Origin of the sequence: Streptomyces boninensis (genome assembly GCF_048572725.1) — a bacterium.
GTDB lineage: Bacteria > Actinomycetota > Actinomycetes > Streptomycetales > Streptomycetaceae > Streptomyces > Streptomyces boninensis.
Map to the genome: position 1 here is coordinate 9,103,727 of NZ_CP183837.1, position 25,521 is coordinate 9,129,247.

Annotated in this window: 25 protein-coding genes; 13 read left to right on the top strand and 12 right to left on the bottom strand. The window is 71.4% G+C overall.

Features of this window, described 5'->3' with window-relative positions; genetic code table 11:
• Window positions 1-3: 3 nt before the first annotated feature.
• From ACNNMR_RS40980 to fes, 3 genes are all read right to left on the bottom strand, one after another.
• Entirely contained in the window at window positions 4-840 is an 837-nt protein-coding gene (locus tag ACNNMR_RS40980; protein ID WP_419999820.1) for a S1 family peptidase, read from the bottom strand.
• A gap of 140 nt (window positions 841-980) precedes the next feature.
• Complete coding sequence (locus ACNNMR_RS40985) at window positions 981-1,703, bottom strand: trimeric intracellular cation channel family protein (RefSeq protein ID WP_419999821.1); 723 nt, start codon at window positions 1,701-1,703, stop codon at window positions 981-983.
• Between the two features lie 65 nt (window positions 1,704-1,768).
• Entirely contained in the window at window positions 1,769-3,001 is a 1,233-nt protein-coding gene (gene fes, locus ACNNMR_RS40990; protein ID WP_419999822.1) for an enterochelin esterase, read from the bottom strand.
• Between the two features lie 116 nt (window positions 3,002-3,117).
• Between fes and ACNNMR_RS40995 the strand changes: the two genes are divergently transcribed.
• Window positions 3,118-3,927, top strand: coding sequence for an HdeD family acid-resistance protein (locus ACNNMR_RS40995; protein ID WP_419999823.1), 810 nt, complete (start codon window positions 3,118-3,120; stop codon window positions 3,925-3,927).
• Window positions 3,928-3,948: 21 nt separating this feature from the next.
• On the opposite strand, the gene ACNNMR_RS41000 is transcribed toward ACNNMR_RS40995, so the two are convergent.
• From ACNNMR_RS41000 to ACNNMR_RS41010, 3 genes are all read right to left on the bottom strand, one after another.
• Entirely contained in the window at window positions 3,949-4,422 is a 474-nt protein-coding gene (locus ACNNMR_RS41000) for a hemerythrin domain-containing protein (RefSeq protein ID WP_419999824.1), read from the bottom strand.
• A gap of 65 nt (window positions 4,423-4,487) precedes the next feature.
• Window positions 4,488-4,658, bottom strand: a complete 171-nt coding sequence (locus tag ACNNMR_RS41005; protein ID WP_419999825.1) for a hypothetical protein — start codon at window positions 4,656-4,658, stop codon at window positions 4,488-4,490.
• Between the two features lie 77 nt (window positions 4,659-4,735).
• Window positions 4,736-5,560 carry a PaaX family transcriptional regulator C-terminal domain-containing protein gene (locus tag ACNNMR_RS41010; protein ID WP_419999826.1) on the bottom strand — a complete coding sequence of 275 codons (825 nt, stop codon included), beginning with the start codon at window positions 5,558-5,560 and terminating at the stop codon, window positions 4,736-4,738.
• A 56-nt stretch (window positions 5,561-5,616) separates the two neighbouring features.
• On the opposite strand from ACNNMR_RS41010, the gene boxC reads away from it, so the two are divergent.
• The 7 genes from boxC to ACNNMR_RS41045 all read left to right on the top strand — a co-directional run bounded on the left by boxC (window position 5,617) and on the right by ACNNMR_RS41045 (window position 13,251).
• Window positions 5,617-7,266, top strand: a complete 1,650-nt coding sequence (gene boxC / locus ACNNMR_RS41015; protein WP_419999827.1) for a 2,3-epoxybenzoyl-CoA dihydrolase — start codon at window positions 5,617-5,619, stop codon at window positions 7,264-7,266.
• Window positions 7,267-7,373: 107 nt separating this feature from the next.
• Complete coding sequence (boxB, locus tag ACNNMR_RS41020; protein ID WP_419999828.1) at window positions 7,374-8,786, top strand: benzoyl-CoA 2,3-epoxidase subunit BoxB; 1,413 nt, start codon at window positions 7,374-7,376, stop codon at window positions 8,784-8,786.
• A gap of 25 nt (window positions 8,787-8,811) precedes the next feature.
• Entirely contained in the window at window positions 8,812-9,681 is an 870-nt protein-coding gene (locus tag ACNNMR_RS41025; protein ID WP_419999829.1) for an amidohydrolase family protein, read from the top strand.
• Between the two features lie 28 nt (window positions 9,682-9,709).
• Complete coding sequence (gene metG, locus ACNNMR_RS41030) at window positions 9,710-11,416, top strand: methionine--tRNA ligase (RefSeq protein WP_419999830.1); 1,707 nt, start codon at window positions 9,710-9,712, stop codon at window positions 11,414-11,416.
• A 149-nt stretch (window positions 11,417-11,565) separates the two neighbouring features.
• Window positions 11,566-11,712: a hypothetical protein gene (locus ACNNMR_RS41035; RefSeq protein ID WP_419999831.1), complete on the top strand. Its 147-nt coding sequence runs from the start codon at window positions 11,566-11,568 to the stop codon at window positions 11,710-11,712.
• Window positions 11,705-12,247 carry an RNA polymerase sigma factor gene (locus ACNNMR_RS41040; RefSeq protein ID WP_419999832.1) on the top strand — a complete coding sequence of 181 codons (543 nt, stop codon included), beginning with the start codon at window positions 11,705-11,707 and terminating at the stop codon, window positions 12,245-12,247. The genes ACNNMR_RS41035 and ACNNMR_RS41040 overlap by 8 nt, the downstream gene beginning before the upstream one ends.
• Complete coding sequence (locus tag ACNNMR_RS41045) at window positions 12,244-13,251, top strand: hypothetical protein (RefSeq protein ID WP_419999833.1); 1,008 nt, start codon at window positions 12,244-12,246, stop codon at window positions 13,249-13,251. Before ACNNMR_RS41040 ends, ACNNMR_RS41045 begins: the two co-directional genes overlap by 4 nt.
• A 2-nt stretch (window positions 13,252-13,253) precedes the next feature.
• Here the strand turns inward: ACNNMR_RS41045 and ACNNMR_RS41050 are convergent, their stop codons facing one another.
• The 4 genes from ACNNMR_RS41050 to ACNNMR_RS41065 all read right to left on the bottom strand — a co-directional run bounded on the left by ACNNMR_RS41050 (window position 13,254) and on the right by ACNNMR_RS41065 (window position 19,037).
• Window positions 13,254-15,731 carry a discoidin domain-containing protein gene (locus ACNNMR_RS41050; RefSeq protein ID WP_419999834.1) on the bottom strand — a complete coding sequence of 826 codons (2,478 nt, stop codon included), beginning with the start codon at window positions 15,729-15,731 and terminating at the stop codon, window positions 13,254-13,256.
• A 202-nt stretch (window positions 15,732-15,933) separates the two neighbouring features.
• On the bottom strand, window positions 15,934-16,770 hold the full coding sequence (locus tag ACNNMR_RS41055) for a carbohydrate ABC transporter permease (protein WP_419999835.1): 837 nt from the start codon (window positions 16,768-16,770) through the stop codon (window positions 15,934-15,936).
• A gap of 6 nt (window positions 16,771-16,776) precedes the next feature.
• Window positions 16,777-17,727, bottom strand: coding sequence for a carbohydrate ABC transporter permease (locus ACNNMR_RS41060; RefSeq protein WP_419999836.1), 951 nt, complete (start codon window positions 17,725-17,727; stop codon window positions 16,777-16,779).
• Entirely contained in the window at window positions 17,724-19,037 is a 1,314-nt protein-coding gene (locus tag ACNNMR_RS41065) for an ABC transporter substrate-binding protein (RefSeq protein ID WP_419999837.1), read from the bottom strand. The genes ACNNMR_RS41060 and ACNNMR_RS41065 overlap by 4 nt, the downstream gene beginning before the upstream one ends.
• A 147-nt stretch (window positions 19,038-19,184) precedes the next feature.
• On the opposite strand from ACNNMR_RS41065, the gene ACNNMR_RS41070 reads away from it, so the two are divergent.
• Window positions 19,185-20,210: a LacI family DNA-binding transcriptional regulator gene (locus ACNNMR_RS41070; RefSeq protein ID WP_419999838.1), complete on the top strand. Its 1,026-nt coding sequence runs from the start codon at window positions 19,185-19,187 to the stop codon at window positions 20,208-20,210.
• Between the two features lie 35 nt (window positions 20,211-20,245).
• Window positions 20,246-22,114 carry a beta-L-arabinofuranosidase domain-containing protein gene (locus ACNNMR_RS41075; protein ID WP_419999839.1) on the top strand — a complete coding sequence of 623 codons (1,869 nt, stop codon included), beginning with the start codon at window positions 20,246-20,248 and terminating at the stop codon, window positions 22,112-22,114.
• On the opposite strand, the gene ACNNMR_RS41080 is transcribed toward ACNNMR_RS41075, so the two are convergent.
• Both ACNNMR_RS41080 and ACNNMR_RS41085 read right to left on the bottom strand, forming a co-directional pair.
• Window positions 22,111-22,827 carry a rod shape-determining protein gene (locus ACNNMR_RS41080; RefSeq protein ID WP_420000648.1) on the bottom strand — a complete coding sequence of 239 codons (717 nt, stop codon included), beginning with the start codon at window positions 22,825-22,827 and terminating at the stop codon, window positions 22,111-22,113. The genes ACNNMR_RS41075 and ACNNMR_RS41080 overlap by 4 nt on opposite strands.
• A gap of 47 nt (window positions 22,828-22,874) precedes the next feature.
• Window positions 22,875-23,198, bottom strand: coding sequence for a TraR/DksA family transcriptional regulator (locus tag ACNNMR_RS41085; RefSeq protein WP_419999840.1), 324 nt, complete (start codon window positions 23,196-23,198; stop codon window positions 22,875-22,877).
• 256 nt (window positions 23,199-23,454) lie between these two features.
• Between ACNNMR_RS41085 and ACNNMR_RS41090 the strand changes: the two genes are divergently transcribed.
• The 3 genes from ACNNMR_RS41090 to ACNNMR_RS41100 are packed head-to-tail and all read left to right on the top strand — an operon-like array spanning window position 23,455 to window position 25,477.
• Window positions 23,455-24,408, top strand: coding sequence for a HAMP domain-containing sensor histidine kinase (locus ACNNMR_RS41090; protein ID WP_419999841.1), 954 nt, complete (start codon window positions 23,455-23,457; stop codon window positions 24,406-24,408).
• A complete protein-coding gene (locus ACNNMR_RS41095) occupies window positions 24,405-25,079 on the top strand; it encodes a response regulator (RefSeq protein WP_419999842.1) in 675 nt (224 codons plus the stop codon). Before ACNNMR_RS41090 ends, ACNNMR_RS41095 begins: the two co-directional genes overlap by 4 nt.
• Entirely contained in the window at window positions 25,076-25,477 is a 402-nt protein-coding gene (locus ACNNMR_RS41100; RefSeq protein ID WP_419999843.1) for a hypothetical protein, read from the top strand. The genes ACNNMR_RS41095 and ACNNMR_RS41100 overlap by 4 nt, the downstream gene beginning before the upstream one ends.
• Window positions 25,478-25,521: the final 44 nt, after the last annotated feature.

Consider the following 25,521-nt stretch of genomic DNA (forward strand, 5'->3'; position numbering starts at 1 on the left):
GGGCTAGTTGGGCTTGGGGAGGGTGCAGCCGGACGCGTTGAGGTCGATCTTGCTGCCCGCTCCCACGCACGGCACGATCTGGTAGGTCTCCTGCGCGTAGCCGATGCCGGGGTGGATGGTCACCTTGCCGTCCTTGTCCACCTCACAGGGGTTGTTCAGGGTGCACTCCTGGCCGTCCTCGTTGAGGGTGTTGTTGACCGCGACGACCTTTCCGCCGGCGTCGTCCACCACCGGGGATCCGGAGGTGCCGCCGATGGTCTTGCAGGCGGAGGTGTAGCGGACCGAGTCCTTCCAGGTCCAGTCGGCCTCGCGGAGTTCATTGGCGAAGCCGTCGATCGCGCAGCTGTAGGTCTGCTTCCAGTAGCCGGAGACGACGGTGATCGCGGAGCCCTGGGCGGGATGTTCCGCGGACAGCTCGAGCGCCTTGATGCCGTAGTCGGTCTCGATCTCCTCGTACGTGCTGGTGAGTTCGTACAGGGAGACGTCGGTGTCGGTCATCGTGCCGTACGCGACCTTGCTCGCCTTGAGCGTCCCGACCTCCTTGCCCGAGGCGTCGAGGAGGTCGAAGGTCCGGCCCGAGGGCTCGTCGACGATGACGTCGCCGGGGCCTGGCATCCCGCTCTCCAGGCAGTGCCCGTTGGACATCACGAGCGCCGGGTCCGCGGGCTGCGAGTCGGGCATGCGTATCACCGAGCCGGAACAGTTGCTGAGCGCGACGGTGCCGGCGAAGCCGGCGGCCTCCGGCCCGGCCTCGCCGCGGCTGCCGGCGAGCGCGGGTGCCGCGCCTGCGCCGATCAGGAGCAGGCTGGTGGCGAACGCGCTGACGAGAGGTTTCTTCATGTGGGGGTCCCCTCTGTCGCCGGGCGACTTTGTTCGCCCGGCATTGTCATGAGCATTCTGATCGAGAGGGGGTGTGCGGGACAACAGTGCATGGGGCAGCGGCGGTTGGCGGAGGGAGAGTCGCAGAGCGCCGGAGTGGGCTACGGCCTGGACCGGCGGGCGGACGTCCGCCGCGGGATCGCGCGGCGGCCGCGCTGCCAGACGGTGGCCAGGCGGGAATGGGGCTGCCAGTCGCGCCCGTTCGGGAGGCCCCAGCCGTGCCGTACGGCCAGCACCCGGACGATCAGGCCGACGACGATGCCGAGGATGATGCCGAGGGCGGGGGCGTTGAGGTAGGAGCAGAGCACCATGATCCCGGAGGTGATCGCCGCGACCGTCGCATACATGGCGTTGCCGCCGAACACGGCGGGCACCCGCCCGAGCATCAAATCCCGCGTCACCCCGCCCCCGACCGCGCTCATGGTGCCGAGCAGCACCGCGGGCAGCCAGCCGAGCCCCGCGGCCAGCGTCTTGTGCGCGCCGGTGACCCCCCAGAAGCCGATGACGGCGGCGTCGAGCGCGGTGAAGAGCCGGTCCCAGGCGTGCTGGCCGATGTTGATGGCGAACGCGATCAGCGAACCCGCGATAGCGGTCGGCAGATAGGCGACATCGGTGAGCGCGACCGGCGTGCCGTGCTGCAGCAGCACATCCCGGATGATGCCGCCGCCGAGCCCGGACGCGATGCCGACGGCCAGGAAGCCGAAGAGGTCAAGCCGCTCGACGCGGGCGATGGCGCCGCCGAGGAGCGCGGAGGCGAAGACGCCGGCGAGGTCCAGGTAGCGCGTGGCGAGGTCGAGCGAGTGGTGGCTGAGGAGGTCCGTCACGCCGCTCATCCTTGGCGGGCGCGCGGGCGAAGGCGAGCAGACACCCCCGGCGATACGGGAATTCCTCAGGCCGGGTCTCCCAGCAGGGCGCACAGCCCGTCCGTCAGCTCCGTACGCCAGCACAGATAGTCGTGCCCGCCATTGAACTCGCGGTACTCGACATCGTCGTAACCCTTCGCGGCCAGCGTGTCCCGCAGCCGGCGGCAGGCGGGCAGTGCCACCCACTCCTGCTCGCCCGCGGACAGCCGGAAGCGGACCGGCAGCCGCGGCGCCTCGGCGAGCCGCGCGGTCAGCCACTCGGCGCCGGGCCCGTTCGGCCACCAGAAGGAGCCGGACTGCGCCAGCACCGCGCCGAAGCGGTGTGGCGCCGCGTAGGCCGCGTATGCCGCGGCAAGGCCGCCGAGGCTCTGGCCCGCGATGACCGTACGGGACGGGTCGGTGGTCAGCGGGAGGCGGGCTTCGGCCGCGGCCCAGGGCAGCAGCTCATCGGTGAGGAAGCCGAGGAAGCGCTCGCTGCAGGCGAGCTCGTCATAGCGGGTGTCCGCGCCGAGCGACTCGGGGAGCAGCGCGGCGAGCGGGGGGATGCGGCCGGCGGCGATGAGATTGTCGAGGAGGGCGGCGAGGTCGAGGCCCGGCTGCCACATCTCGCCGTCGAAGAGGACGAGGAGGGGGAGGGGGCCTGCGGGCGCGGGTGCGCCTGGCGGCTCGTACAGCCAGACCCGGCGCTCATTGCCGAGCCGCGCGCTCGCGACGGTGTGCTCGGTGACGGTGCCTCGGGGAGTGTCGGGGTGGCGCTGCCAGTCGGTGGCGCGGGGGGCGTCGGGGAGTTCCACGTACGGCACCGGCGGTCCGGCCCAGCGGGGGGCGAGGGTGCGGGTGTTGTACGGGTCGGGGCGGTGCTGGGAGCCGTCGCCCTCGTCGACGGCGAGCGTGTACGTGGCGCGCCAGTCGCGCCGCATCCGTATCGACCAGTGCCAGGTGTGGGTGCCGGGGACGTGCGTCATCAGGTTGGCGTCCGGGTCGCGCGGGTCGGCGAGCTTGTTCGGGGTGACCCGTACCGCCCGGGTCGCTTCCGTGCCGCGCCAGAGGAAGGTGACGATGGCGTCGCCTGCGCCGGTGGGTTCCACGAGCGGCGTCCCCGCCCGCGCCGCCTCCTCCCAGAACGCCTCCTCGGCGATGTCGCCCTGCTCCAGTCGGGTGACCAGGTCGGTGGTGGCCCGCGGCACGGGCTGCGGGCGCGGGATGCGCGGCGGATGGCGCTTCGCGGGCGGGGCGGCGGACGGTGCCGGCGCGGGCATGCGGCCTCCGGGGCGGCAGATGGCAGATTGGTAAGGCTTACCTTACTCAGGCGGCTGATCTTTTGCGAAGGCGCGCAGGTGCTGCTTCCGTGAGTAGTGGCGTAAGGAGGACACCCATGTCCGCCGACGAAACTGCAACGACCGGAACCACCGAGGCGCCGCCGCAAGGCGCCAAGCACTCCAAGCAGACCTATCAGACCCCGCTGCAGACCCTGGCGAAGGGCGCCTGGCACACGCTGCTCGCGGCCGGGATCGCGGCGCTCATCCTGGGCATCATGGTCCTGGCGTGGCCCGGGCCGACGCTGCTGGTCGCGGGCATCTTCTTCGGCCTGTATCTGCTGTTCACGGGCATCGCCCAGCTGGTGGCCGCGTTCGGCACGCACACCTCCGCCGCCATGCGGGTGCTGGCCTTCATCAGCGGTGCCCTGTCGGTGCTGCTTGGCCTGCTCTGCTTCCGCGGCCCGCTGCAGTCGATCTTCCTGCTGGCGATCTGGATCGGCATCGGCTGGCTGATCCGCGGCATCACGGAGACCGTGGCCTCCGTACAGGACGACGACATGCCCGCCCGTGGCTGGCACATCGCGCTCGGCATCATGAGCGCGCTGGCCGGTGTGGTGCTGCTGGTGTCGCCGTTCGAGTCGATCGCCGTGCTGACGATCGTCGCCGGTGCGTGGCTGGTGGCCATGGGCATCATGGAGATCATGACGGCCCTGAAGCTCCGCCGGGACGCGAAGGCGGGCCGGCTGAACGAGGACCAGGTGCGGAATCTGCGGACGGTGGATGACGCGGTCAAGAGTGCCCGTACGGGCACGATGACGGGCTCGGGCACGGGCGCGGGCACGCCTTCCGGTACGGGCACGGCCGCCGGCTCCGGCACCACCGTGCCGGTCGACCCCCCGGCCGACGAGACGCACCGGGCGGCATAACCACGGATCACGGCGGGGCGCTCACCCCGGCAGCCGCCCCGCCTGTTCCGGGTGCGCGGTGCGCCATGCCGCCATCGACCGGTTCCACTCCTCGCCCGTCAGCGCCGTGAGCGACGCCGGAAACAGCCCGTCCTCCTCCTTGGCAATGTGATGGTGCAGCTCGTCGAACGCCTCGAAGAGCCTCTTCCGGTCGGCGGCATCATCGGGGTCAGCCGTATCGAGCAGCTCAGCCAGCTCGCGATGCTCCCGCTTCAGCGCGTCGATGTAATCCGCGTACTCGGGATCGCCCTGCATCACCGTGAAGAGCCCGTCCTCCTCGCCCTTCCAATGCGCCCGCAGGATCTCCGCCATCGCCTGGACCAGTTCCCTGACCCGCGCCGGATCGCCGCGATCGTAGGCCCGCTCGACATCGCCCGCGAGATCCTTGACCTGGTCGTGCTCCGCGATGAATTCCCTGATCAGCGGGATCTCCCGGCAACCGCAGTAGTGGCACATCCGGCCAAGCTAAACACTCCCGACGCCCGGACCGCGGAGGCGCGGCGCCGGGCGCGAGGGAATCCCTACTGTTCCTTGCTGCTCAGGGCGGACCGGATCAGGCGGCGGATGATCTCGATGGCGATCAGGGACGGCAGGGTGGGGATGGCGATGTGGATGACGATGTGAATGCGGGAGATTAACTCAACTCCCAGGACCAGCAGAATCAGGACGATGATTATGGGAACGGTCGGCACCTCCTGGATTCGTTGGGGACGACTCCAGAGGGTGACGGTCGCGGCGATATCACCGCCACTGAATATGCGAAATCCGGTCAGGATCCATTGCCTTGGTCATTGAGCTCCGCCCACCGCCGCTGCGCCCTGTCCGACCAGCGGTCGTGTAGTTCGTGGAAGCGGGCGGAGGCCGTGCGGCCGGTCCATTGTGGGGGGAGGAGTTCGTCCGGGAGTTGGGGGTCGAGGAAGGGGTAGCGGCGCCATTCGTGGACGAGGCGGGTCTGGGCGGCCAGGAGCGCGTCGCCGCCGCCGGGCCGCACCCCCGCGAAGGCCGCCAGGAAGGCCTCGTACTGCCGCGCCACCGCCTCCAGGTCCCACGCCCTCCGTACCAGCACAGCCTCCTCGCCGACACCCGCGAACGGGCCCGTGAACGAGAATGCGGACCCGTCCAGGCCCAGCTCCGCCACCACCTCCTTCACCTCCGCCTCCCGCCCTGCATGCGGCGTGACCCACAGCCCCTGCGCGGGATTGCCCAGGCCCGCCCAGGTCAGCTTCGTCTGCAGGCGATGGCGCAGGCTGCGCTGTGACTCGGGGACCGTCACCGTCAGCACCAGCCAGCGGCCGTCCCACGAGGAACGCCCGGTGCCGAGCGCGTAAATCCGCTCGGCGCCCTCGGACAGCAGCCGGCGGCCGCGGGCGGTGAGCGACCAGCGGACGCGGCGGCCGTCCCGTTCGCCGGTCAGCCAGCCGTCGGCGGCGGTACGGGACAAGGCCTGGCGAGCCGCCTTCTCCTCGACGCCGAGGGTGCCGAGGAGATGCACCAGCGCGGAGGTCCAGGCCGGGCCGTTGGGGAGCACGAACTCGCCGAGCGCGGTGAGCAGGAGCGAACGGGCGCTGGTGCGCGGGGAGTTGTTCTCGGGCATGCCAATAGTCTACAGACTCTTGACGCGACGTCGAAGAAGCGTGGATCGTCGTAGGCATGGAGGTCTCCTTCGACACCCACCCGGACCGCTATCGCCACTGGCAGCTGACCGTCGAAGGCCCGGTGGCCCACCTGGTGATGGACGTCGCCGAGGACGGCGGCCTCGTCCCGGGATACGAGCTGAAGCTCAACTCCTACGACCTCGGCGTCGACATCGAGCTCTACGACGCCACCCAGCGGCTGCGCTTCGAGCACCCCGAAGTGCGCGCCGTCGTGATCACCGGCGGCCCCGACAAGGTCTTCTGCGCGGGCGCCAATATCCGGATGCTCGCTCAGTCGCCGCACGAGTGGAAGGTGAACTTCTGCAAGTTCACCAACGAGACCCGCTGCGGGATGGAGGACGCCACCGAGCACTCGGGGCAGCGCTGGATCGCCGCGCTCAACGGGACGGCGTCCGGCGGCGGTTACGAGCTCGCGCTCGCCTGCGATGCCATCGTGCTCGTCGACGACCGCAGCTCGGCCGTGTCGCTGCCCGAACTGCCGCTGCTCGGCGTGCTGCCCGGCACCGGCGGGCTCACCCGGGTCGTGGACAAGCGCGGGGTGCGGCGGGACCTCGCCGACCACTTCGCGACCAAGGCCGAGGGCGTACGCGGGCCGCGGGCCGTCGAGTGGGGCCTGCTCGACGAGTCCGTGCCGCGCCGCGACTTCGACGCGACGGTGGCGCGACACGCCGCGCGGGCGGTCGCGGAGTCGGCGCGACACGCCGAGGGGCCGGGCGTGGAACTGACGCCGCTGCGGCGCGAGTCCAGCGAGGCCGGCCTCGCGTACGAGCACGTGCGCGCCGCGTACGACCGCGACCGCCGCCTGGTCGAGATCACCGTCGCGGGGCCACCAGTCCCAGCCCCCGCCACGCCCGCCGACGCCGTCGCCCAGGGTGCCGGCTACTGGCCCCTCGCCGTCACCCGCGAGCTCGACGACCTCATCCTCCGCCTGCGCACCAACGAGCCCGAGCTCGGCACCTGGCTGTTCCGCACCACCGGCGACCCGGCCGCCGTCCTCGACCACGACGCCTTCCTCACCACCCACGCCGACCACTGGTTCATCAACGAGGTCCGGCACTACACCAAGCGCACCCTCAAGCGCCTCGACGCCTCCAGCCGCAGCCTGATCGCCGCGATCGAGCCCGGCAGCGCCTTCGCGGGCCTGCTGCTGGAGCTCGCGCTCGCCTGCGACCGCCAGTACATGCTCGACGGCGTCTTCGAGGACGCCCCGGACCCCGGCGACCCCGCCGAACTGGTGCTCACCGAGGCGAACCTGGGCGCGTACCCCATGGCGAACGGCCTCTCCCGGCTCCGTAACCGCTTCTGCGGCAAGCCCGCCCCCGGCGAAGAGGCCCTCGGCAAACCACTCGACGCCGCGGCCGCCGCCGCCCTCGGCCTCGTCACCTTCACCCCGGACGACCTCGACTGGGACGACGAGCTCCGCCTCACCCTGGAGGAGCGCGCCGCCTTCAGCCCGGACGCACTGACCGGCATGGAGGCCAACTACCGCTTCGCAGGCCCCGAGACCCTGGAGACCAAGATCTTCGGCCGCCTCGCCGCCTGGCAGAACTGGATCTTCACCCGCCCGAACGCGAGCGGCGCCGAAGGCGCCCTCCGCCGCTACGGCACGGGGCAGCGGCCGGTCTTCGACCGGAAGCGGGTGTGAGGGTGCCCTCGAATGGCCGCCGAGCGGCCGGTCTTCTCCGACCACACGGCCCGATGCAGCAATGGGTGGACGGGTGGTCCCACAACGACCCGAAGCGAAGGTGACCCATGCCCATCGACTACACCGACCGCATCCCCAACAACGTCGACCTCGCCGACGACCGCCGCCTCAAGCGGGCCCTCGAATCCTGGCAGCCCAAGTTCCTCGACTGGTGGCAGACCCTCGGCCCTGCCCTTCCCACCCAGGACGTCTATCTCCGTACGGCCGTGGACGTCGGCCGCGCCGGCTGGGCGCACTTCGGGCATGTGGCGCTGCCCGAATACCGGTGGGGGATCTTCCTCGCCGACCGGAAACCGGACCGGCGGATCGGCTTCGGGCAGGAGATGGGCCGCCCTGTCTGGCAGCAGGTGCCCGGCGAATACCGCGCCGACCTGCAGCGCCTCATCGTCATCCAGGGCGACACCGAACCCGCCTCCGTGGAGCAGCAGCGCCGCCTCGGCTCGACCGCACCCAGCCTCTACGACCTGCGCAACCTCTTCCAGGTCAATGTGGAGGAGGGCCGCCACCTCTGGGCGATGGTCTATCTCCTCCACGCCTACTTCGGGCGCGAGGGCCGCGACGAGGCCGAGAATCTCCTCGTACGGAACTCTGGCAGCGAGGAATCCCCGCGCATCCTCGGCGCCTTCAACGAGGAGACCCCGGACTGGCTCTCCTTCTTCATGTTCACGTACTTCACCGACCGCGACGGCAAATACCAGCTCGGCACGCTCAAGGAGAGCGCCTTCGACCCGCTGTCGCGCACCTGCGAGTTCATGCTGAAGGAAGAAGCGCACCACATGATGGTGGGCACCACCGGCGTCGACCGGGTCGTACGCCGCACCGCCGAGGTGATGCGCGAGCGCGACACGGACGAGGTCGCCGCGTACGGCGCGATCCCCCTCCCCGTCATCCAGAAGTACCTCAACTTCCACTACAGCGTCTCGCTCGACCTCTTCGGCTCCGAGACCTCCACCAACGCCGCCAACTACTTCACCGCCGGGCTGAAGGGCCGCTGGATGGAGGACCGCCGCAAGGACGACCACCGGCTCACCGACGCGTTCACCGAGATCGGTGCCGTACGGGACGACGAGCTCGCAGCCACCGAGATCCCGGCGCTCACCGGCCTCAACCAGGACCTGCGGGACGAGTACGCGGCCGACTGCGCCGGCGGCGTCAAACGCTGGAACGCCATCCTCACCGACGCCGGCCTCGACCCCCGCCTCTACCTTCCCCACCAGGGCTTCAACCGCAAGGTCGGCACGTACTCCGGCCACCACATCACCCCGGACGGGCGGCTGGTGTCGGCCGAGGCGTGGGAGGCTGCCCGTACGACATGGCTGCCGACGCCCGCCGACAAGGCGTATGTCGAGTCGCTGATGCGGCCCGTATACGACCCGGGAAAGATCGCCGCCTGGGTGGCGCCGCCCGCCAACGGCATCAACGGAAAGCCCTTCGACTACGAATACGTGCACCTGGTCTGAAAGATCCGAGAGACGGAGCCCCACCGTGCTCGACGACCACCTCCTCATCGACGCCCACCTGCACCCGGCCCGGCTGCCCACCCTCAAGCCCGCCTGGCGGGAGTGGGCCGATCGCTTCGGGGATCCGCGGATCGTCGCCGAGGTCTACGACGCCGACGGCACTCCCGTCCCGGAGCGGTTCGCCGCGCACCTGGAGGCCGAGGGCGTCGACCACGCCATCGCCATGTGCGAGCACAGCCCGCGGGTCACGGGCATCCAGCCGCCCGAGGACCTGCTCCCGCTGATCAAGCATGCCCCGGCGAAGGTCTCGTTCCTCGCGAACGTCAACCCGCACCTCCACTACCCGCTCACCGCCGAACTGGAGCGGCAGCTGGGCCTCGGCGCCGTCGGCCTGAAGGTGCACCCGGTGCACGGCGCCTTCCCGGCCAACGACCGCGAGATGTATCCCGCGTACCAGATCTGCCAGGACCTCGGCCTGCCGGTGGTGGTGCACTGCGGCACCAGCAGCTTCCCGGGCTCGGTCAACCGCTACGCCTGCCCCGAGCTGCTCGACGACATCGTGCAGGCCTTTCCCCGGCTGCACCTGGTGCTGGCGCACGGCGGGCGCGGGTGGTGGTACGACGGGGCGGCCTTCCTGGCGACGATGCACGAGCGGGTGTGGATCGAGGTGTCCGGGCTGCCGCCGCGCAAGCTGCCCGAGTATTACGCGAACCACCACTTCCCGCGGCTCGCCCGCAAGTTCATCTTCGGCACCGACTGGCCGGGCATCCCGGGCATCGCCCGCAACGCGCGTGCGATCCTCGCCCTCGGGCTCGACGAGGAGACCAACCGGCTCATCCTCGCGGGGAACGCCATGACCGTGTATCCGGCGCTGCTGGAAAAGCTGTCGGCCTGACGGGCCGCCGCCGTTACGCTTCACCGCCATGACCCGGCACCTCATCACCAGCGCCCTGCCGTACATCAACGGCACCAAGCACCTGGGCAACCTGGTCGGGTCCATGCTCCCCGCCGACGTCTACGCCCGCTACCTGCGGCTGCGCGGGCACGAGGTGCTCTTCATCTGCGCCACCGACGAGCACGGCACCCCGGCCGAGCTCGCCGCCCAGGAGGCCGGGCTGCCGGTGGACGCGTACTGCGCCCGCCAGCACGAGGCGCAGCGGGCGGTCTACGACGGCTTCGCGCTGTCCTTCGACCACTTCGGCCGCAGCTCCTCCGCGCAGAACACCGAGATCACCCAGCACTTCGCCCGCCGCCTGCACGACCAGGGCTGCATCGAGCAGCGCACGGTGCGGCAGGTGTACGCGCCCACCGACGGCCGCTTCCTGCCCGACCGCTACATCGTCGGCACCTGCCCGGACTGCGGCTACGACGCCGCCCGCGGCGACCAGTGCGAGCACTGCACCCGGGTCCTCGACCCCACCGACCTGATCGCGCCCCGGTCCGCGATCAGCGGCAGCCGGGACCTGGAGGTGCGCGAGACCACGCATCTCTTCCTGCTGCAGTCGAAGCTGCAGCGGGCGGTCGAGGAGTTCATCGACGACCGCGCCCACGACTGGCCGCATCTGGCCACGTCCATCGCCCGGAAGTGGCTGGCCGAGGGACTACAGGACCGTTCCATCACCCGCGATCTCGACTGGGGAGTCCCGGTCCCCGCCGACGTCTGGCCGGAGCTGGCGGCCGACGGCAAGGTCTTCTACGTCTGGTTCGACGCCCCGATCGAGTACATCGGCGCCACAAAGGAGTGGGCCGAGCGGGAGCCGGCCGACCGCGACTGGCGGGCGTGGTGGTATGACGCCGACGACGTCCGCTACACGCAGTTCATGGGCAAGGACAATGTGCCGTTCCATGCAGTGATGTTCCCCGCCACCCAGCTCGGCACGGGCGAGCCCTGGCAGACCGTCGACTTCCTCAAGGCCTTCAACTGGCTGAACTACTACGGCGGCAAGTTCTCCACCTCCCAGGGCCGCGGCATCTTCACGGACGTGGCGCTTGAGCTGCTGCCCGCTGATTACTGGCGCTACTACCTGATGGCGGCCGTGCCCGAGTCCGACGACTCCACCTTCACGTGGGAGCACTTCGCGGCGACGGTCAACAAGGATCTGGCCGACACCCTCGGCAACTTCGTCAACCGCGTGCTGTCCTTCTCGCGGAAACGCTTCGGCGACGCGGTGCCCGCGGGCGGCACGCCCGGCGCGGCGGAGGAGCGGCTGGGGGAGGAGATCGCGGCCGGGCTCGCGGAGTACGAGGGGCACCTGGAGGCGCTGCGGTTCCGCAAGGCGACGGCCGCGCTGCGGGCGCTGTGGAGCGCCGGGAACGCGTACGTGGACCAGAAGGCCCCCTGGGTGGAGGTCCGTACGGATGCGGCCGCAGCGGCGGTGACGCTGCGGACCGCGATGAACCTGATCGGGCTGTACGCGCAGGTGTCGCAGCCGGTCGTCCCGGCGACGGCCCGGACGCTGGCGGGCGTCTTCGGCGGTGAGCCGGCCGCAGGGTGGCCGACCGCTGACGCGGCCCGCTCGCTGAATGCGGTCGCCGCGGGCACGCCGTTCACCGTCCCGCCCGTGCTCTTCGGCAAGGTGTCGGAGGCCGATCTCGACGGCTACCGGGAGCGGTTCGGCGCGGGCGCGTAGGACGGGTGGCCGGAAAGCGACCACCGCCGCGGACCGTTTCGCCCGCCGGGTTCACGTACCGACGTCTTGTCGGCTCCTCTTCTCAACAAGCGCCCCTTTACCGGGTCTTGACCATCGAGAAGAGGGAGCTCATGCACACACTCAGCGCCATGGCCGCCGCCGTCGCGGCGGTGCTGGCCAATCAGAGTCTGACCCTGCTGTCGGACTGGCTGCACCAGCGTAAATACGCCCGCCATGAACGCCACGCATGCCCCAGCGCGCGGACGCCGCGCAGGGAGGCGGGCCATCGTGAGTGACAGCACCGCACCGCAACTGGGCGACGCGTCGAGCCGCACGGAAACCGTCGGATTCGAGGCGTTCTACCGGGAGACGACAAACCATCTCGTCGCCTTCCTCATCAACCAGGGTGCCTCGCTGCACCTTGCCGCCGACATCGCGCAGGAGACCATGATCAAGGCATATCAGCGCTGGTCAGCCATCGGCAATCCGCGGGCCTGGGTGCACACGGTCGCGTCCCGGGCGCTGATCCGGGAGTTCAGCAGCACCCGGGAGCGGCCGGTCGGCGAGCTGCCGGAGCCGTCCTCGCTGCTGCCGGGCGTGGGCGACGTGGTGGAGTGGGAGCTCACCGAGCACGCCCTCACGGTGCTGCGCCGGCTGCCGCCGCGGCAGCGCCAGGTCCTCGCCTGGACCCTGAGCGGCTTCAGCCCCGGCGAGATCGCCGGCGAACTCGGCATCACCCCCAACGCCGTCAGCGCAAGCCTGCGCAAGGCCCGCCGCGCGGTGAGCGCGGAACTCCGGCCCGAAGTGGCGGACCGAAAGGAGGAACGGTGACGGACGGATTCGTGAACGAAGCGCGGGAAGCCGCCGGGCGGCTGCTCGCCGGCCACCAGTCCGCGCTTGCCGCGACGCTCGCCGAGCGGCTCGACCTGGAGGCGGGACTGCGCGAGGTGCTGATCCACGCCCGCTACGAGGCGCTGGCCGAGGATCTGGAGGAGCTGCTCGATGTGGAGTCGGGGCTGCGCGACATCGTGCCGAACGCGATGCCCCTCCTGCCGCCGCACCTCGCGCACGGCCCCGCCGCCCTCGTCAGCCCGCCCGAGCGGATGACGCTGCGCGGCGACCCCGCCGTCGCGGGCGAATACCGCGTCCTCGTCTACGCGCTCAACGCCGCCGCCGCCCTCGCCCGCGGCCGCGACCGGGCGCTGACCCTGGACCGCGCGCTCGCCCTCGACCACGGCCTGGACCGCCCCGTCGACCGCGATCACGCGCTCGGCCAGGACCGCGATGTGGCCCGCCGCCTCAATCGCGACCTGGTGGCGGACATCAAGCTCCTCGACAACCTCGTCGGGGTCTGCTCCCTCGACCTCGCCGTGCTCCAGTCCGACCTGGCCAGGGCCCGCGCCTGCCTCGACGACCTCGTCCGCGAACTCGGCACCATCACCGAACTGGTCCGCCGCTTCTCCGGCGACCTCGTCCGCGACCGCATCCGCGACCTGGCCCTGGGCCTCGACCGCGCCCGCGCGCGGGCGCGCGTGCTGGCCGACGAGTGCCGCAGGCGGGTCGAGGACACCACGGGCATCACGCTCGCCCAGTACCCGCCGCTGTTCGGCGAGACGGCGGTGGAGGAGTTCCTGAACGACTTCACCGAGGCGGACCTGAGCGCCGCCGACCTGACCGGCGTCGACCTCATAGGCGTCCGCTGGACGGAACAGGGCACCCGCTGGCCCGCCTCGGTGGACGTCGCCGCCCTCAAGGCCCGCTCGGAGGAGTGCCCGCCGGGCAGTGGCGTGTACGTCGTCCTGCCGGGGCAGCCCTTCACCGCCCCGGCGCCGTAACCTCAGCCCACCGTCAGCAGCTTGGCGACGCTCGGCACCCCCTGGGAGTTCAGCGCGAACAGCATGTAGCTGCCGGGCAGCGCCACCCCGGCATCGGCCGGGATCTGCACCTCGTACGCGCCGGTGCCGGTCTGGGCCGACGTGAGCGGGACGCGCCGCTGGTCGTTGTCGGTGGAGTGGGTGGCGGCGCTGTTGCGGACCAGTACGAAGGAGGAGACCGCCGAGTCGGTCGTCACCTGCAGCTTGGCGCCGTTCGCCACCTTCGCCGGGACGCTGCCGGTGATGGCCGGGCGGGTCTTGAGGGTCCCGTCCGCATTCAGCAGATACGGCGGCGTGAAGATCGCGCCGTCGGCGTGGTTGGTGGCGCAGTCGCCGCACAGTCCGCCGCCGCCCGAGAAGATCCGGCCGTCGGGGAGCAGGTTGGCCACGCTGTGGTAGTTGCGCGGCACGGCCATCGACGCGAGGCGGGTGAAGGTGCCGGTGGCCGGGTTCCAGATCTCCGGGGTCAGCGAGGAGGTGGCGTCGGAGAACGGGACCGGGTACGACTGGCCGCCGAAGACGGCGACCTTGCCGTCCGGCATCACCACGCTGTTGCTGAAGGACCGGGCGTCGGCCATGTTCCCGGTGCGGGCGCTGACCGGATTGCCGCTGCCGTTCGCGTTCACCGTATAGGCGCGGTTGGTGGCGCCCACCTTCTCGTACGCCGTGCCGCCGCCGAGCGTCAGCAGCTTGCCGATGTCGTACGCGACGGCGTTGCCGTTCATCGCGTCCGCGCTGTCGGCGCGAGTGCCGGCCGCGGTGATGCTGCCGTTGCCGGAGGTGGAGATCCAGCTGAGCTGCTTGCTGGGGCCGAGGTGCAGGACGCGGCCGCCCGAGGTGGCGTAGAACCACTGGTGGTTGTCGGCCCGGTACGGGCCCGCCGGGTCGGCGGTCATGGTGCCGGTCACCGGCACCCCGGTCAGCTTGCGCCAGGTGCCGGTGGCTGCCGACCAGACCTCGCCGCCCTTTCCGCCGTTGCCGCCGCTCCAGGACCCGCCGAGGACGAACGCGTCGCCGTTCGACAGGGTCGTCATCGCCTGATAGCCGCGCGGGATGTTCATGTCCGCGGTGCGCGTCCACTCGTCGGTGGCGGGGTTGTAGATGCTGGCGCGCTCGGCGTTGCTGCCGCCGGTGACCAGCACCCGGCCGTCTGCGAGGGTCGCGGTGCCCGGGCAGAACATGTCGTGCCCCGTGTTGTCGACCCGCCGCTGGGTGACCGCGCCGGTCTTCAGGTCCATGATCGCGGTCTGGGTGTAGCCGTTGCTGCCGCCGAAGCGGTCGGTGGCGTACGCGGACCAGGCCAGCAGCTTGTTGTTGGGCAGCACCGCGGTCGCCACCGGCACCAGCGGGAACCCGGTCAGCTTGCTCCAGCTGCCGTGCACGGCCGGGTTGGCGGGCCCGCTGAGCCGTAGCTCGGCGGCGGACGACCAGGGGCCGCGTCCGCCGGCCTCGGTGGTGGCGGTCAGCCGCACATAGCGGGCGGTCACCGGTGCGGTGAAGGTGGCGCCCTTGATCGTGTCGTCGTCCTTCCAGGTGCCGCGGGCCACCGGCGCGCCGAAGGTGCTGCCGTCGGTGCTGGTAGTGACGGTGTACGTGCCGATCCGGCCGTTGGCCCCGGACTTGCGCGGCTGATAGCTGAGCGCGGAGACCGTACGGGAGGCCTTCATGTCGATGGTGATGTGGTGCGGCAGCGGCGTCGCCGTACCCGACCACTTGCTGTGCCACATCGTGTCGTCGTTGCCGTCGAGCGCCTTGGCGGCGCGGTTGTCCTGGGCGGCGGTCTCCTCGTCGCTGGCGGTGGCGGTCCAGCCGGTGCGGGGGAGATCGACGACGGAGGCGGGCTGGCCGGGGTCGCCGAGGAGGTTGAGTTCGGCGGCGGACGACCACGGGCCGCGATTGCCCGCCTCGGTGGTGGCGGTGAGCCGGATATAGCGGGCGCCCTGGGCGGAGAAGCTGAGCGTCTTGGCGGTGGCGTCGTCCGCGAGCGTCCCGGAGGCGACGGCGGCGCCCCAGCTCTGGCCGTCGGTGCTGAGGTGGACGGCGTAGCCGCCGATCCGGCCGTTCGCGCTGCCGTCGGTCCGCGGCTGGTAGAGAAGGGCGGAGACGACGGCGGTGCGGTGCATGTCGATGGTGATGGTGTGCGGCAGCGCTGTCGGCGTACCGGACCACTTGCTGTGCCAGATGGTGCCGTTGCTGCCGTCGAGCACGTTGGCGGCGCGGTTGTTCTGCGCCGCGGACTCCTCGTCGGAGGCGGAGACGGTCCAGTCGGCGCGCGGCAGCTGCGGCGCGGTGGGCACCAGGGCGTCGGCGGGTGCGGCGCGGTGGTGCGGCGAGGTCTGCGGCGCCTTCGGGTCTTGGCCGGGCGGCGCCGCCGCGGACTTGGCGGTGGCGTCGAGGCTGGATATGAGCGGCAGCAGGGCCGCCGCGACGGCTCCCAGCATGAGCAATATCAGCCCACGGGATCTGATTCTGGACAGCCTGAACAGTTCGTGCGCAGCACGCATCACGGATTCGCCCCCCAAGGCCCGTTACGCCGCGTCCCCTACGCGGCGCCCTCCCCATGCACCGCGGCGGGCATGTCGCGGCGGGACGCACCATAGCGGGATATGGGTGCGCATAGGGAGAGGCGGGATGGCCCCTGGGTCAGCCCTTCACCGCCCCCGACGCCAGGCCCGCGACGTAGAAGCGCTGCAGGGCCACGTACAGGACGACGCACGGGATCATCGCCGCCACCGCTCCGGCCGCCAGCAGGCCGAAGTCGACCTGGCCGTACGAGCCCTGCTGGAGATTGGACAGGCTGACCGGGAGGGTGAAGAGGTCCGGGTCGGTGAGGAAGGTCAGGGCGCCCAGGAATTCCGTCCAGGAGGCCAGGAAGGCGTAGAGCGCCACAGTCGCCGTGCCCGGGGTGATCAGGGGGCGCAGCACCGACAGCAGCAGCCGTGGCGTGCCCGCGCCGTCCACCTGTGCGGAGTCCTCCAGCTCGCCGGGGATGGAGGCGAAGGAATTACGCATCACGATCACGCCGAACGGGAGGTTCAGGGTGGTGTAGAAGAGCACCAGGCCGAGCAGCGAGTCGGTGAGGCCCAGGGTGTTCATCTCCAGGTAGAGCGGCGTGAGGATGGCCTGGAACGGCACCATCATCGTCAGTACGACGACGCCGAGCAGCGCGCCGCGGCCGCGGAAGTCGAAGCGGGCGAAGCCGTAGCCGGCGAGCACGGACAGAAAGGCCGTCAGCGCCGCCGTGGACAGCGACACGAGCAGGCTGTTGAGCAGCGGGCGGGCCATGTCGCCGTTGGTGAAGAGCCCGCTGAAGTTGGCGCCGGTCCAGTCGAAGAAGGACGACAGGCCCGGCTTGTTCATGATGACGTCGCTCGGCTGCGCCGCGCGGATCAGCGCGAAGGCGAGCGGCACCAGGAACACCAGCGCCGCGCCGCCGCCGCCGAGGACGTAAAGGATCAGCTTGATACGGGTGGTGGCCACGACACCTCAGTCCTTCTCACGGAGCAGCCAGAACTGCACGGCGGCAATGATGGCGATGATCAGTACGAGGATGAGCGACATCGCGGTGGAAGCGCCCAACTGCAGGTCCACGAAGGCGCGTCGGTACACGGACATCACCACGGTCGTGGTCTCCGAGCCCGGCCCGCCCTGGGTGAGGATGTAGAACTGGTTGAACGCCAGCAGCGACCCGATCACGGAGATGACCGTGCACAGCCCGAGCGTTCGCCGCACCATCGGCAGCGTGATCTCCCGCTCGGTGCGCCACCAGCCGGCACCGTCCAGCTCGGCGGATTCGTAGACCTCCTTGGGAATGCCCTGCATGGACGCCATCAGCAGCATCATCGTCAGGCCCGAGGTGCCCCAGATGACCATGACGATGATGAGGCCGGTGCCGAGCGGCCCGTCGACCAGCCAGGCGGTGGTGCCGTCGGTGATGCCCAGCGCCTTCAGCAGCTGGTTGATCGCGCCGCTGTTCGGCTGCGCCTCCAGCAGTGTGGTGAAGCTGATCGTGGTCAGGCCGATGATGAACGGCAGGAAGAAGATGGTGCGCAGCAGCGATGCCCCGCGGCGGTTGGACCGCACCAGGACCGCCAGTCCGTAGCCGAGGGCGAGGATGGGCACCGTGACGACCGCGGTGTAGAAGAGCGTGTAGCCGATGGACGGCAGGAACACCGGGTCGGTGAGGGCCAGTTCGTAGTTCTTCAGGCCGGTGAATTCGTACGGGCCGATCAGCGGGAAGTCGGTCAGCGAGATATAGCCGGCCATCACCAGCGGCGTGAAGACAAAGGCGAGCACGAAGAGCACCGCGGGCGCGACCAGCAGCACGCCGGTGCGGGCCGGGTGGGTCAGCGAGCCGGCCCGCGGGCGGGGCGCCGCCTTGCGCGCCGCGGAGGCGGAGCGGCGGCGCTGCGCCGGAGGCTTGAGTGCGGTACTCACGCGTCCCCCTGTCGAAGAGCCTCGTCAAAGCTGTCCTGGCCCTCACGCATCGCCCGGTCCACGTCGCCGCCGAAGACGGCGCTGCGGATCATGGCCAGCCAGGGGCCGTCGTTCTGGTTGAAGATGCGGTTGTACGCGAGCGCCAGCGGCGCGCGGCCGGAGTCGATGTCCGCCAGTGGGGCCACCGCGAGGGGGTACTTCTTGCGGAAGGCCGGTGTCGCGGCATCGGAGCGCACCGGCGACATGAAGGCCTCGGGCAGCTTGGCCTGCTGGCCCACGGTCAGGCAGAAGCGGATGTAGGCCCAGGCGCCCGCGGGGTTCTTGGCGCCGTTCGGGATGCCGTAGTTGTTGCCGCCGGCGAAGAAGGCGTGGCCGCCGTCCGGGCCGCTGAGCAGCCGGACCGCGAGGTCGTCCTTGAGCGCCTTGGGCGCCTTCGAGTAGGTGATGTTGTAGCCGCTGGGCAGCATCGCGACCTTCCCGGCATGGAAGGCGACCGTCCAGCGGGTGCCGCCGTCGGATGCGGTGTCGCGCGGCATCAGCCGCTCGGCGTACAGGGTGTGCAGGAACTTCAGGGTGCGGCGCAGCGGTTCATTGCCCGCGATGTTCGCGCGCTGGCTGCCTATGCGGCCGGTGACGAGATCCTCGCCGCCGGCCCAGATGTGCGGCTGGACCACGAAGGCGAGGCCGCCGCTGCCGTTGCCGGGCAGATACCAGCCGTAGTAGTCCTTGCCGAGGCCGCGGATCGCGCGGGCGGCCTCCAGATAGCCCTCGAAGGAGCCGGTGGCATCGTCCAGGTCGACCTTGGCGCGGTCCAGCAGCGCCTGGTTGCACCAGAGGGCGGAGTTGTCGGCGATCGAGGGGACGCCGTAGTAGCGGCCGCCGCGCTTGGCCAGGGCCAGGTGTCCGGGGCTGAGCTTGTCGCGGTACGGCAACTGCTCGAGCAGCGGCGTCAGATCGGCGAAGGCGCCGCGGTGGACGAAGGCGGCGGAGTTGATGAGGTCGATGTCGACCAGGTCGGGCATGCGGCCGCCACGGATGGCGGTGGCGAGCTTGGTGACGAAGAGCTGGTCAGGGATCGACACCAGCCGGATCCGCACGCGGTCCTGCGCGGCGTGGAAGGCCGCCACTTGCGGCTGCGAGGTGGCGATCAGCCCGCCACGGGACCAGACCTCGACGGTGCCGCTCGCGGGGCGGTCGAACCTTGCCGTGGTGACGTCCATCGCCGGCGGCGATTCGGCGCATCCGGCCGTTGCGACGCCCGCGGCGGCGCCGCCGAGCAGTGCGAGGAACCGGCCGCGGGTTAGCTCCATCGTGTCCCACTCCAACCGCGGAAGGAAAATTCGGAAATCGGTTTCCTGACCGTAGAAGCGCACTCAGACCACCGTCAACCCGTGTGCAGCCATTGACGTGTTGATCCACGTAGTGTCCGATAGGAACGACCGGAAAACGGAGGAAGCATGAAGCAGGACGGACGCCCCGTGCGCATCGTGGACGTCGCCCGCGCCGCCGGGGTCTCCCCGAGCACCGTCTCCAAGGCCCTGAACGACTCGGGCTCGTTGAAGGCGGCCACCAGGGAGCGGGTGCGCGAGGCCGCCGACCGGCTCGGCTTTGTCTCCGACGCCGGGGCGCGGGCGCTGTCGATGCGGCGCACGTTCATCGTCGGGCTGCTCAGCACCGACGACGTCGGCCGGTTCAGCATGCCGGTGATGCAGGGCGCGGAAAACGCCTTCGCCGTCGGGGAGATCTCCACGCTGCTCGCCACCGCCCGGCATGACGCGGTGCGCGAGCAGCACCACCTTCGTACGCTCATCGCCCGCCGCGTCGACGGCATCATCGTCACCGGCAAGACCACCGACGCCCGCGAGCCCATCGAGGTCCCGGTCCCGGTCGTCTACGCGCTCGCCCCCTCCGCCGACCCGGCCGACATCTCCGTCCTGCCGGACGACACCGCCGGCATGCGCCTCGTCGTCGACCATCTGCGTACGCTCGGCCACCGCCGGGTCGCGCACATCGCCGGGCGCGCCGACCAGAACACCTCGCGGGTGCGGCTCGCCGCGCTGCGCGAGGCGCTCGCCGAGGCCGGGATGGAGCTCGTCGGCGAGCCGCTGTTCGGCGAGTGGAGCGAGCCGTGGGGGCGGCGGGCCGTCGACCTCGTGCTGCGCGACGAACGGGACGAAGGCGGACCAACCGCCCTCGTCTGCGCCTCCGACCAACTCGCCCGCGCCGCCGCCGACCGGCTCCGCGAGCGCGGCCTGCGCGTCCCCGACGACATCGCCGTCACCGGCTACGACAACTGGCGGGTGATGTGGTCCGCCAGCCGCCCCCCGCTCACCACCGTCGACATGGAGCTCGAACTGCTCGGCCAGCGCGCGGCGGAGCGGCTGCTGGCCGAGATCCAGGCCGAGTCCGGGACCGGACGGCACGGCATCGAGTACGTCCAGCCGCGCCTCGTGGTCCGCGGCTCGACCATCGCAGGCGACTGACCCCCTTCCCCGTACGGAGAGGACACCCACCGCACATGGGCATGCGCTACGACCCCGTCCGCCTCGGCGAGATACGCCCCGCCGGCTGGCTGCGCCGCCAGCTCGAACTGCAGGCCGCAGGACTCACCGGCCAGGCCGAGGAGATCTGGCCCGACCTCGGCCCCGACTCCGGCTGGCTCGGCGGCCCCGGCGAGAACTGGGAGCGCGGCCCGTACTACCTCGACGGCCTGGTGCCGCTCGCGCATCTCCTCGGCGACGAGGGGCTGCTGCGCAAGGCCAAGGCGTGGATCGAGTGGATGCTCGGCAGCCAGCGGGAGGACGGGCAGTTCGGGCCGGAGGGCAATGACGACTGGTGGCCGCGGATGGTCGCGCTGAAGGTGCTGATCCAGCATGCGGAGGCGACCGGCGACGATCGCGTCGCGCCCTTCCTCGCCCGCTACTTCGCGTATCAGCTGGAGCATCTCCCGGCGCGCCCGCTGCGGGACTGGGGCCAGGTCCGCGCCACCGAGAACGTCCTCGCCGCGCTGTGGCTGCACCGCCGCGACGGTGACGCGCGCTGGCTGCGGCTCGGCGAACTGCTGATGGAGCAGAACGCCGACTGGCCGCGCTACCTGACCGAGGACCTGATCACCGGCCGCGCCACGGTCTTCGATCACCTCACGCACGGGCCGAATGTCGCCATGGGGCTCAAGGTCCCCGCGGTACGGGCCCTGCTGCACGGCGACGACGACAGCCAACTGGCCGACCTGCGCGCCTGCCTCACCTCCCTCGACCGCTGGCACGGCCAGGTGCACGGCATGTTCTCCGGCGACGAGTGGCTGGCCGGGCGGGAGGCCTACCAGGGCATCGAGACCTGCCAGGTCGTCGAGTACCTCTACACCCTTGAGCAGTCCGCGCTCGCCTTTGGCGCCGGTGAACTCGGCGACCTCGGCGAGCTGGTCGCCTTCAACCAGCTCGCCGCCGCCTGCGACCCGCACATGAAGGCCCACCAGTACCACCAGCAGGCCACCCAGATCGCCGCCACCGTCGACGAGCGCCGCTGGTCGCACAGCTCCGACGACGCGAACATCTTCGGCCTCGAACCGCATTACGGCTGCTGCATGGCGAACCTGCACCAGGGCTGGCCGAAGTTCGCGGCGTCGCTCTGGATGCGGTCGGCGGATGACGGGCTCGCGGTCTTCGCGTACGCGCCGAACACGCTGCACACCCGCATCGCGGGCAGCGACGTGACCATCGAGGAGGAGACGGAGTATCCCTTCGAGGAGACGATCCGCCTGAACCTGACGGTGTCCAGCCCGGTCGACTTCGCGCTGCGGCTGCGGATCCCCGGCTGGTGTACGGAGCCGGAGCTGCGGGTCAATGGCGAGAGCGTCCCCGCCGCCCCCGGGCCCGACGGCTACGTCGTCCTCGACCGCACCTGGACCACCGGCGACGCCGTCGAGCTGCGGCTGCCGATGGCGATCCGCCGGGTGAAGCGCGAGCGCGGCGCCCTCGGCGTACGACTTGGGCCGCTGGTGATGGTGATGCCGATCGCCGAGTCGTGGCGCCCGCTGCCGGAGCAGCGCGGCCTGGGGGAGTGGGAGGTGCTGCCGCTGTCCTCCTGGAACTACGCCTTGCACGCGCGCGCCCGCGGCGGCCTGGAGCAGTGGCCGGTCGAGCGACGCGCCGTCCCCGACGCGCCGTTCAGCCCCGGCCGGCCGCCGGTCGTCATCCGCGGGCGCGGCGCGCGCGTCATGGAGTGGCAGGCCCAGCACGGCTCGGCACCCGAGCCGCCGGACAGCCCGGTCGTCACCGGCTCACCAGTCGTGGACCGCCCGCTCGTCCCGTACGGGAGCGCCCGGCTGCGGGTCGCGGAAATGCCGACGGTGATCTCGGTGGAGGCGGACGGCCGGGAGGTGGACTAGGCCCCGCGGTTCTGGAGCGCGCGGGCATGCGCGGTGCCGAGCAGGCCGGCGGCGCCTCGTACCGCCGCGGTGTGGGGTGATGGCGCGGTACGTACCGGGCAGCCGAGCACGTCGGGCAGGCTGAGGGTGACGTCCGGGCGCAGGGCGCCGCCGCCGGACAGCAGGATGCCCCGCTGCAGGGCGCCGGCGGTCATGGGGGTGTGGTCGTCGCGCACCATTGCCTGCACCATCGCGACGACCGCGTCGGTGAGTTGCCGGGGCGGGGTGTCGTCGCCGAGGTCGGTGGTGCCCAGGGCGGTGCGTCTGGCGTCGACGACCTGCTGGTCCGCGAGCAGCACCACCTCCATGAGGTGGGCGCCGATGTCCACCACCACGAGCGGCCGGGTGTGGTCGGCGCCCGCGGCCAGCGCCACCGCCCGCGCGCCCGGGACGGTCACCACGGCGCGCGGGTGGAGGATGTCGACGGCGGTGCGGGCCGCGGTGCGGAAGGCGAGGCCGTCCAGGACCGGGGCGGTGAGGACGATCACGGGGCGGGCGAGGCGGGGCAGCCGGTGGTCGAGCAGCCGCTGGAGCATCCGGGACGTGCCGGGGACGTCCACGATGGTGCCGCGCTGGATCGGATGGATGGCGCCGCGGCCCGGGAAGGTCACCGTCGGCACGTCGAGGATCATGCCCCGGCCGGCGATCCATGCCCGGGTGCGGGCACTGCCCATGTCGAGCGCGATGCCCGTGCGGCGGCGCCATCCGGGGCCCGTCGTGGTCACCTTCGGCTCTGGCAGGCGACGCAGTGCAAGGTGTGCGGGAGGATCTCCAGGCGTTCCGGGGGGACGGGGCGTGAGCAGCCGGGGCAGGTGCCGTACGTGCCGTTCTCGACGCGCGCGAAGGCCGACTCGATCTCGTCGAGGACGCGCTGGATGGCCTCCTGCTGGCTGGACAGCAGGTGGTCGTCGGGCCCCTGGCCGCTTTCGGCGAGGGCCTGGAGCTGGGCCAGCCGCGTGCTGCGCGCGTGCTCGAGGCGCCGCTTGATCTCCGCGTGGGCGGCAGGGCCGGTACGCGGTGGGGTCTGCGGCGCGTTCGATGACATGGAGTTCCTCCCGAGGTCGGTCCAGGCGTGGCTGCCTGCTGCTCCTCACCGTGACCGAAGCTCGTGTCCCAGCCCATCGGGTGCACCACCCATTCCGCCGGATCCCGGGCCCCAGCCGGTCCCGTTGGGCCGGGCAGGCCGCCGGAAATGGGGCGGCCGACCCATCGACGGGGCGCGGTCGCGCGCTGCAGGCTGGTGCGCTGTTTGCCAGGACGAGCCGCGTCTTCGATGCTTGCGGCAGGCGGTCGAGAAAGGCGTGGCATCCGTGTCCCTGTACTGGCGGATCTTCACTCTCAACGCGGTGGTGCTGGGCATGGCCACCGCGCTGCTGTTGTGGGCTCCGGTAACCGTGTCCGTACCGGTGCTGATGACGGAGGCGGTGATCCTGGTGGGCGGCCTCGCGGTGATGCTGGTCGCCAACGCGGCCCTGCTGCGGGTCGGGCTCACCCCGCTTGCCAGGGTGAGCCGCCTGATGGCCACCGTCGATCTGCTGCGGCCGGGACAGCGGCTGCCCGAGTACGGCCAGGGCGGGGTCGGTGAGCTGGTGATCGCCTTCAACGCCATGCTGGAACGGCTGGAGAAGGAGCGCATCGGCAGCAGCGCCCGCGCCCTGCTGGCCCAGGAGTCGGAGCGGCGCCGGATCGCGCAGGAGCTGCACGACGAGGTCGGACAGACCATGACGGCCGTGCTGCTCACGCTCAAGCGGGCCGCCGACGAACCGCGGCCCGCCGAGCTCCGCCAGGCCCAGGAACTGGTCAGGGACGGCCTGGACGAGGTCCGCCGCCTGGTGCGCAGGCTGCGTCCCGGCGTCCTGGACGACCTCGGCCTGGCCGCCGCCATCACGTCGCTCGCCACCGAATTCGACACCCACACGGGGCTGCGCGTGACGCACTCCCTCGGCGCGGAGCTGCCGCCGCTCGACCACGGCACGGAGCTGGTGATCTACCGGGTGACGCAGGAGAGCCTGACCAACGCCGCCCGGCACTCCGACGCGGACGCGGTCCACGTGACGCTGCGGCGCGCCGGCGACGGTGTCGCGCTCGAAGTGAGCGACGACGGCCGCGGCATGGGCATCGCCCACGAGGGCGCCGGCATCCGCGGCATGCGCGAACGGGCGCTGCTCGTCGGCGCCACCCTCGACCTCGGCGCCACCGCTCAGGGCGGCACCCGCGTACGGCTCGCCGTGCCCGCACTCGGACAGCAGCCATGACCGGCGAGGGTCGCCCGGGCGCGACCCGGATCCTGCTGGCCGACGACCATGCGCTGGTACGGCGCGGGGTGCGGCTCATCCTCGACCGGGAACCGGACCTGGAGGTGGTCGCCGAGGCCGGCAACGGCGCCGAGGCCGTCGACCTGGCCCGTACCCCCGGCCTGAATCCGGACCTGGCCATCCTGGACATCGCCATGCCCCGGCTGACCGGGCTGCAGGCCGCCCGCGAGCTGAGCACGCTGCGGCCGGGGCTGCGTATCCTCATGCTGACGATGCACGACAACGAGCAGTACCTCTTCCAGGCGCTGAAGGCGGGGGCCAGCGGCTATGTGCTGAAATCCGTCGCCGACCTCGACCTGGTGGCCGCCTGCCGGGCGGCGATGCGGGACGAGCCGTTCCTGTATCCGGGGGCGGTCACGGCGCTGATCCGCAGCTATCTCGACCGGATCAGGCGCGGCGAGGACGCGGCCGAACAGCTGCTGACGCCGCGGGAGGAAGAGGTGCTGAAGCTGGTCGCGGAGGGGCACTCCTCGAAGGCGATCGCCGAGCTGCTGTTCATCAGCGTCAAGACGGTGCAGCGGCATCGCGAGAACCTGCTGAACAAGCTGGGCCTGCACAATCGGCTGGAGCTCGTCCGCTATGCGATCCGGGCGGGGCTGGTGGAGCCATGAGCGCTCGGAGCCCGCAGAGCCCGCACCGGTCCGGTGCCGCCGCCCGGCGCCTGCCGCGCGTCGCCGCGGCCTTCGCCGCCATCGCCGCGACCCTGCTTGCTCTCGGGCTGAGCCCGGCCCTCAACTCCGCCACCGCAGCCCCGCACACGCACGCCGCCGAGGCGGCTGCCGCGCACCTGGACGACGCCGGCACCGGCCTGCACCGGACGCAGGCCGGCCAGCAGCGCGACACCGGCGACCGCCTGTGGCCGCCGGGCCACCTGCCGCCTGCCGCGCCGACCGTGCCGCGGGCCGCGCCCGTACCGGACGGGGCCGGGCCGCAGGCGCACCTGCCGCACACCACCGCCCGTACGACATCGGATTCCCAGCGGGCACCGCCCGCCAACTCCAGCACCTGAGCGCCCTTTTCCGCCTCCGCCGCGGCCTGCCCGGCCGCGGTGTG

Excerpts from the sequence above, each read along its gene's own strand:
- boxC (WP_419999827.1), top strand. The coding sequence starts at position 5,617 with ATGGAGGTCTCCTTCGACACCCACCCGGACCGCTATCGCCACTGGCAG.
- ACNNMR_RS40980 (WP_419999820.1), bottom strand. The coding sequence starts at position 840 with ATGAAGAAACCTCTCGTCAGCGCGTTCGCCACCAGCCTGCTCCTGATC.
- metG (WP_419999830.1), top strand. The coding sequence starts at position 9,710 with ATGACCCGGCACCTCATCACCAGCGCCCTGCCGTACATCAACGGCACC.
- ACNNMR_RS41075 (WP_419999839.1), top strand. The coding sequence starts at position 20,246 with ATGGGCATGCGCTACGACCCCGTCCGCCTCGGCGAGATACGCCCCGCC.
- ACNNMR_RS41080 (WP_420000648.1), bottom strand. The coding sequence starts at position 22,827 with ATGGGCAGTGCCCGCACCCGGGCATGGATCGCCGGCCGGGGCATGATC.
- ACNNMR_RS41065 (WP_419999837.1), bottom strand. The coding sequence starts at position 19,037 with ATGGAGCTAACCCGCGGCCGGTTCCTCGCACTGCTCGGCGGCGCCGCC.
- ACNNMR_RS41010 (WP_419999826.1), bottom strand. The coding sequence starts at position 5,560 with ATGCCCGAGAACAACTCCCCGCGCACCAGCGCCCGTTCGCTCCTGCTC.
- ACNNMR_RS41070 (WP_419999838.1), top strand. The coding sequence starts at position 19,185 with ATGAAGCAGGACGGACGCCCCGTGCGCATCGTGGACGTCGCCCGCGCC.
- ACNNMR_RS41085 (WP_419999840.1), bottom strand. The coding sequence starts at position 23,198 with ATGTCATCGAACGCGCCGCAGACCCCACCGCGTACCGGCCCTGCCGCC.
- ACNNMR_RS41000 (WP_419999824.1), bottom strand. The coding sequence starts at position 4,422 with ATGTGCCACTACTGCGGTTGCCGGGAGATCCCGCTGATCAGGGAATTC.
- boxB (WP_419999828.1), top strand. The coding sequence starts at position 7,374 with ATGCCCATCGACTACACCGACCGCATCCCCAACAACGTCGACCTCGCC.
- fes (WP_419999822.1), bottom strand. The coding sequence starts at position 3,001 with ATGCCCGCGCCGGCACCGTCCGCCGCCCCGCCCGCGAAGCGCCATCCG.
- ACNNMR_RS41100 (WP_419999843.1), top strand. The coding sequence starts at position 25,076 with ATGAGCGCTCGGAGCCCGCAGAGCCCGCACCGGTCCGGTGCCGCCGCC.
- ACNNMR_RS41050 (WP_419999834.1), bottom strand. The coding sequence starts at position 15,731 with ATGCTGGGAGCCGTCGCGGCGGCCCTGCTGCCGCTCATATCCAGCCTC.
- ACNNMR_RS41035 (WP_419999831.1), top strand. The coding sequence starts at position 11,566 with ATGGCCGCCGCCGTCGCGGCGGTGCTGGCCAATCAGAGTCTGACCCTG.
- ACNNMR_RS40995 (WP_419999823.1), top strand. The coding sequence starts at position 3,118 with ATGTCCGCCGACGAAACTGCAACGACCGGAACCACCGAGGCGCCGCCG.
- ACNNMR_RS41095 (WP_419999842.1), top strand. The coding sequence starts at position 24,405 with ATGACCGGCGAGGGTCGCCCGGGCGCGACCCGGATCCTGCTGGCCGAC.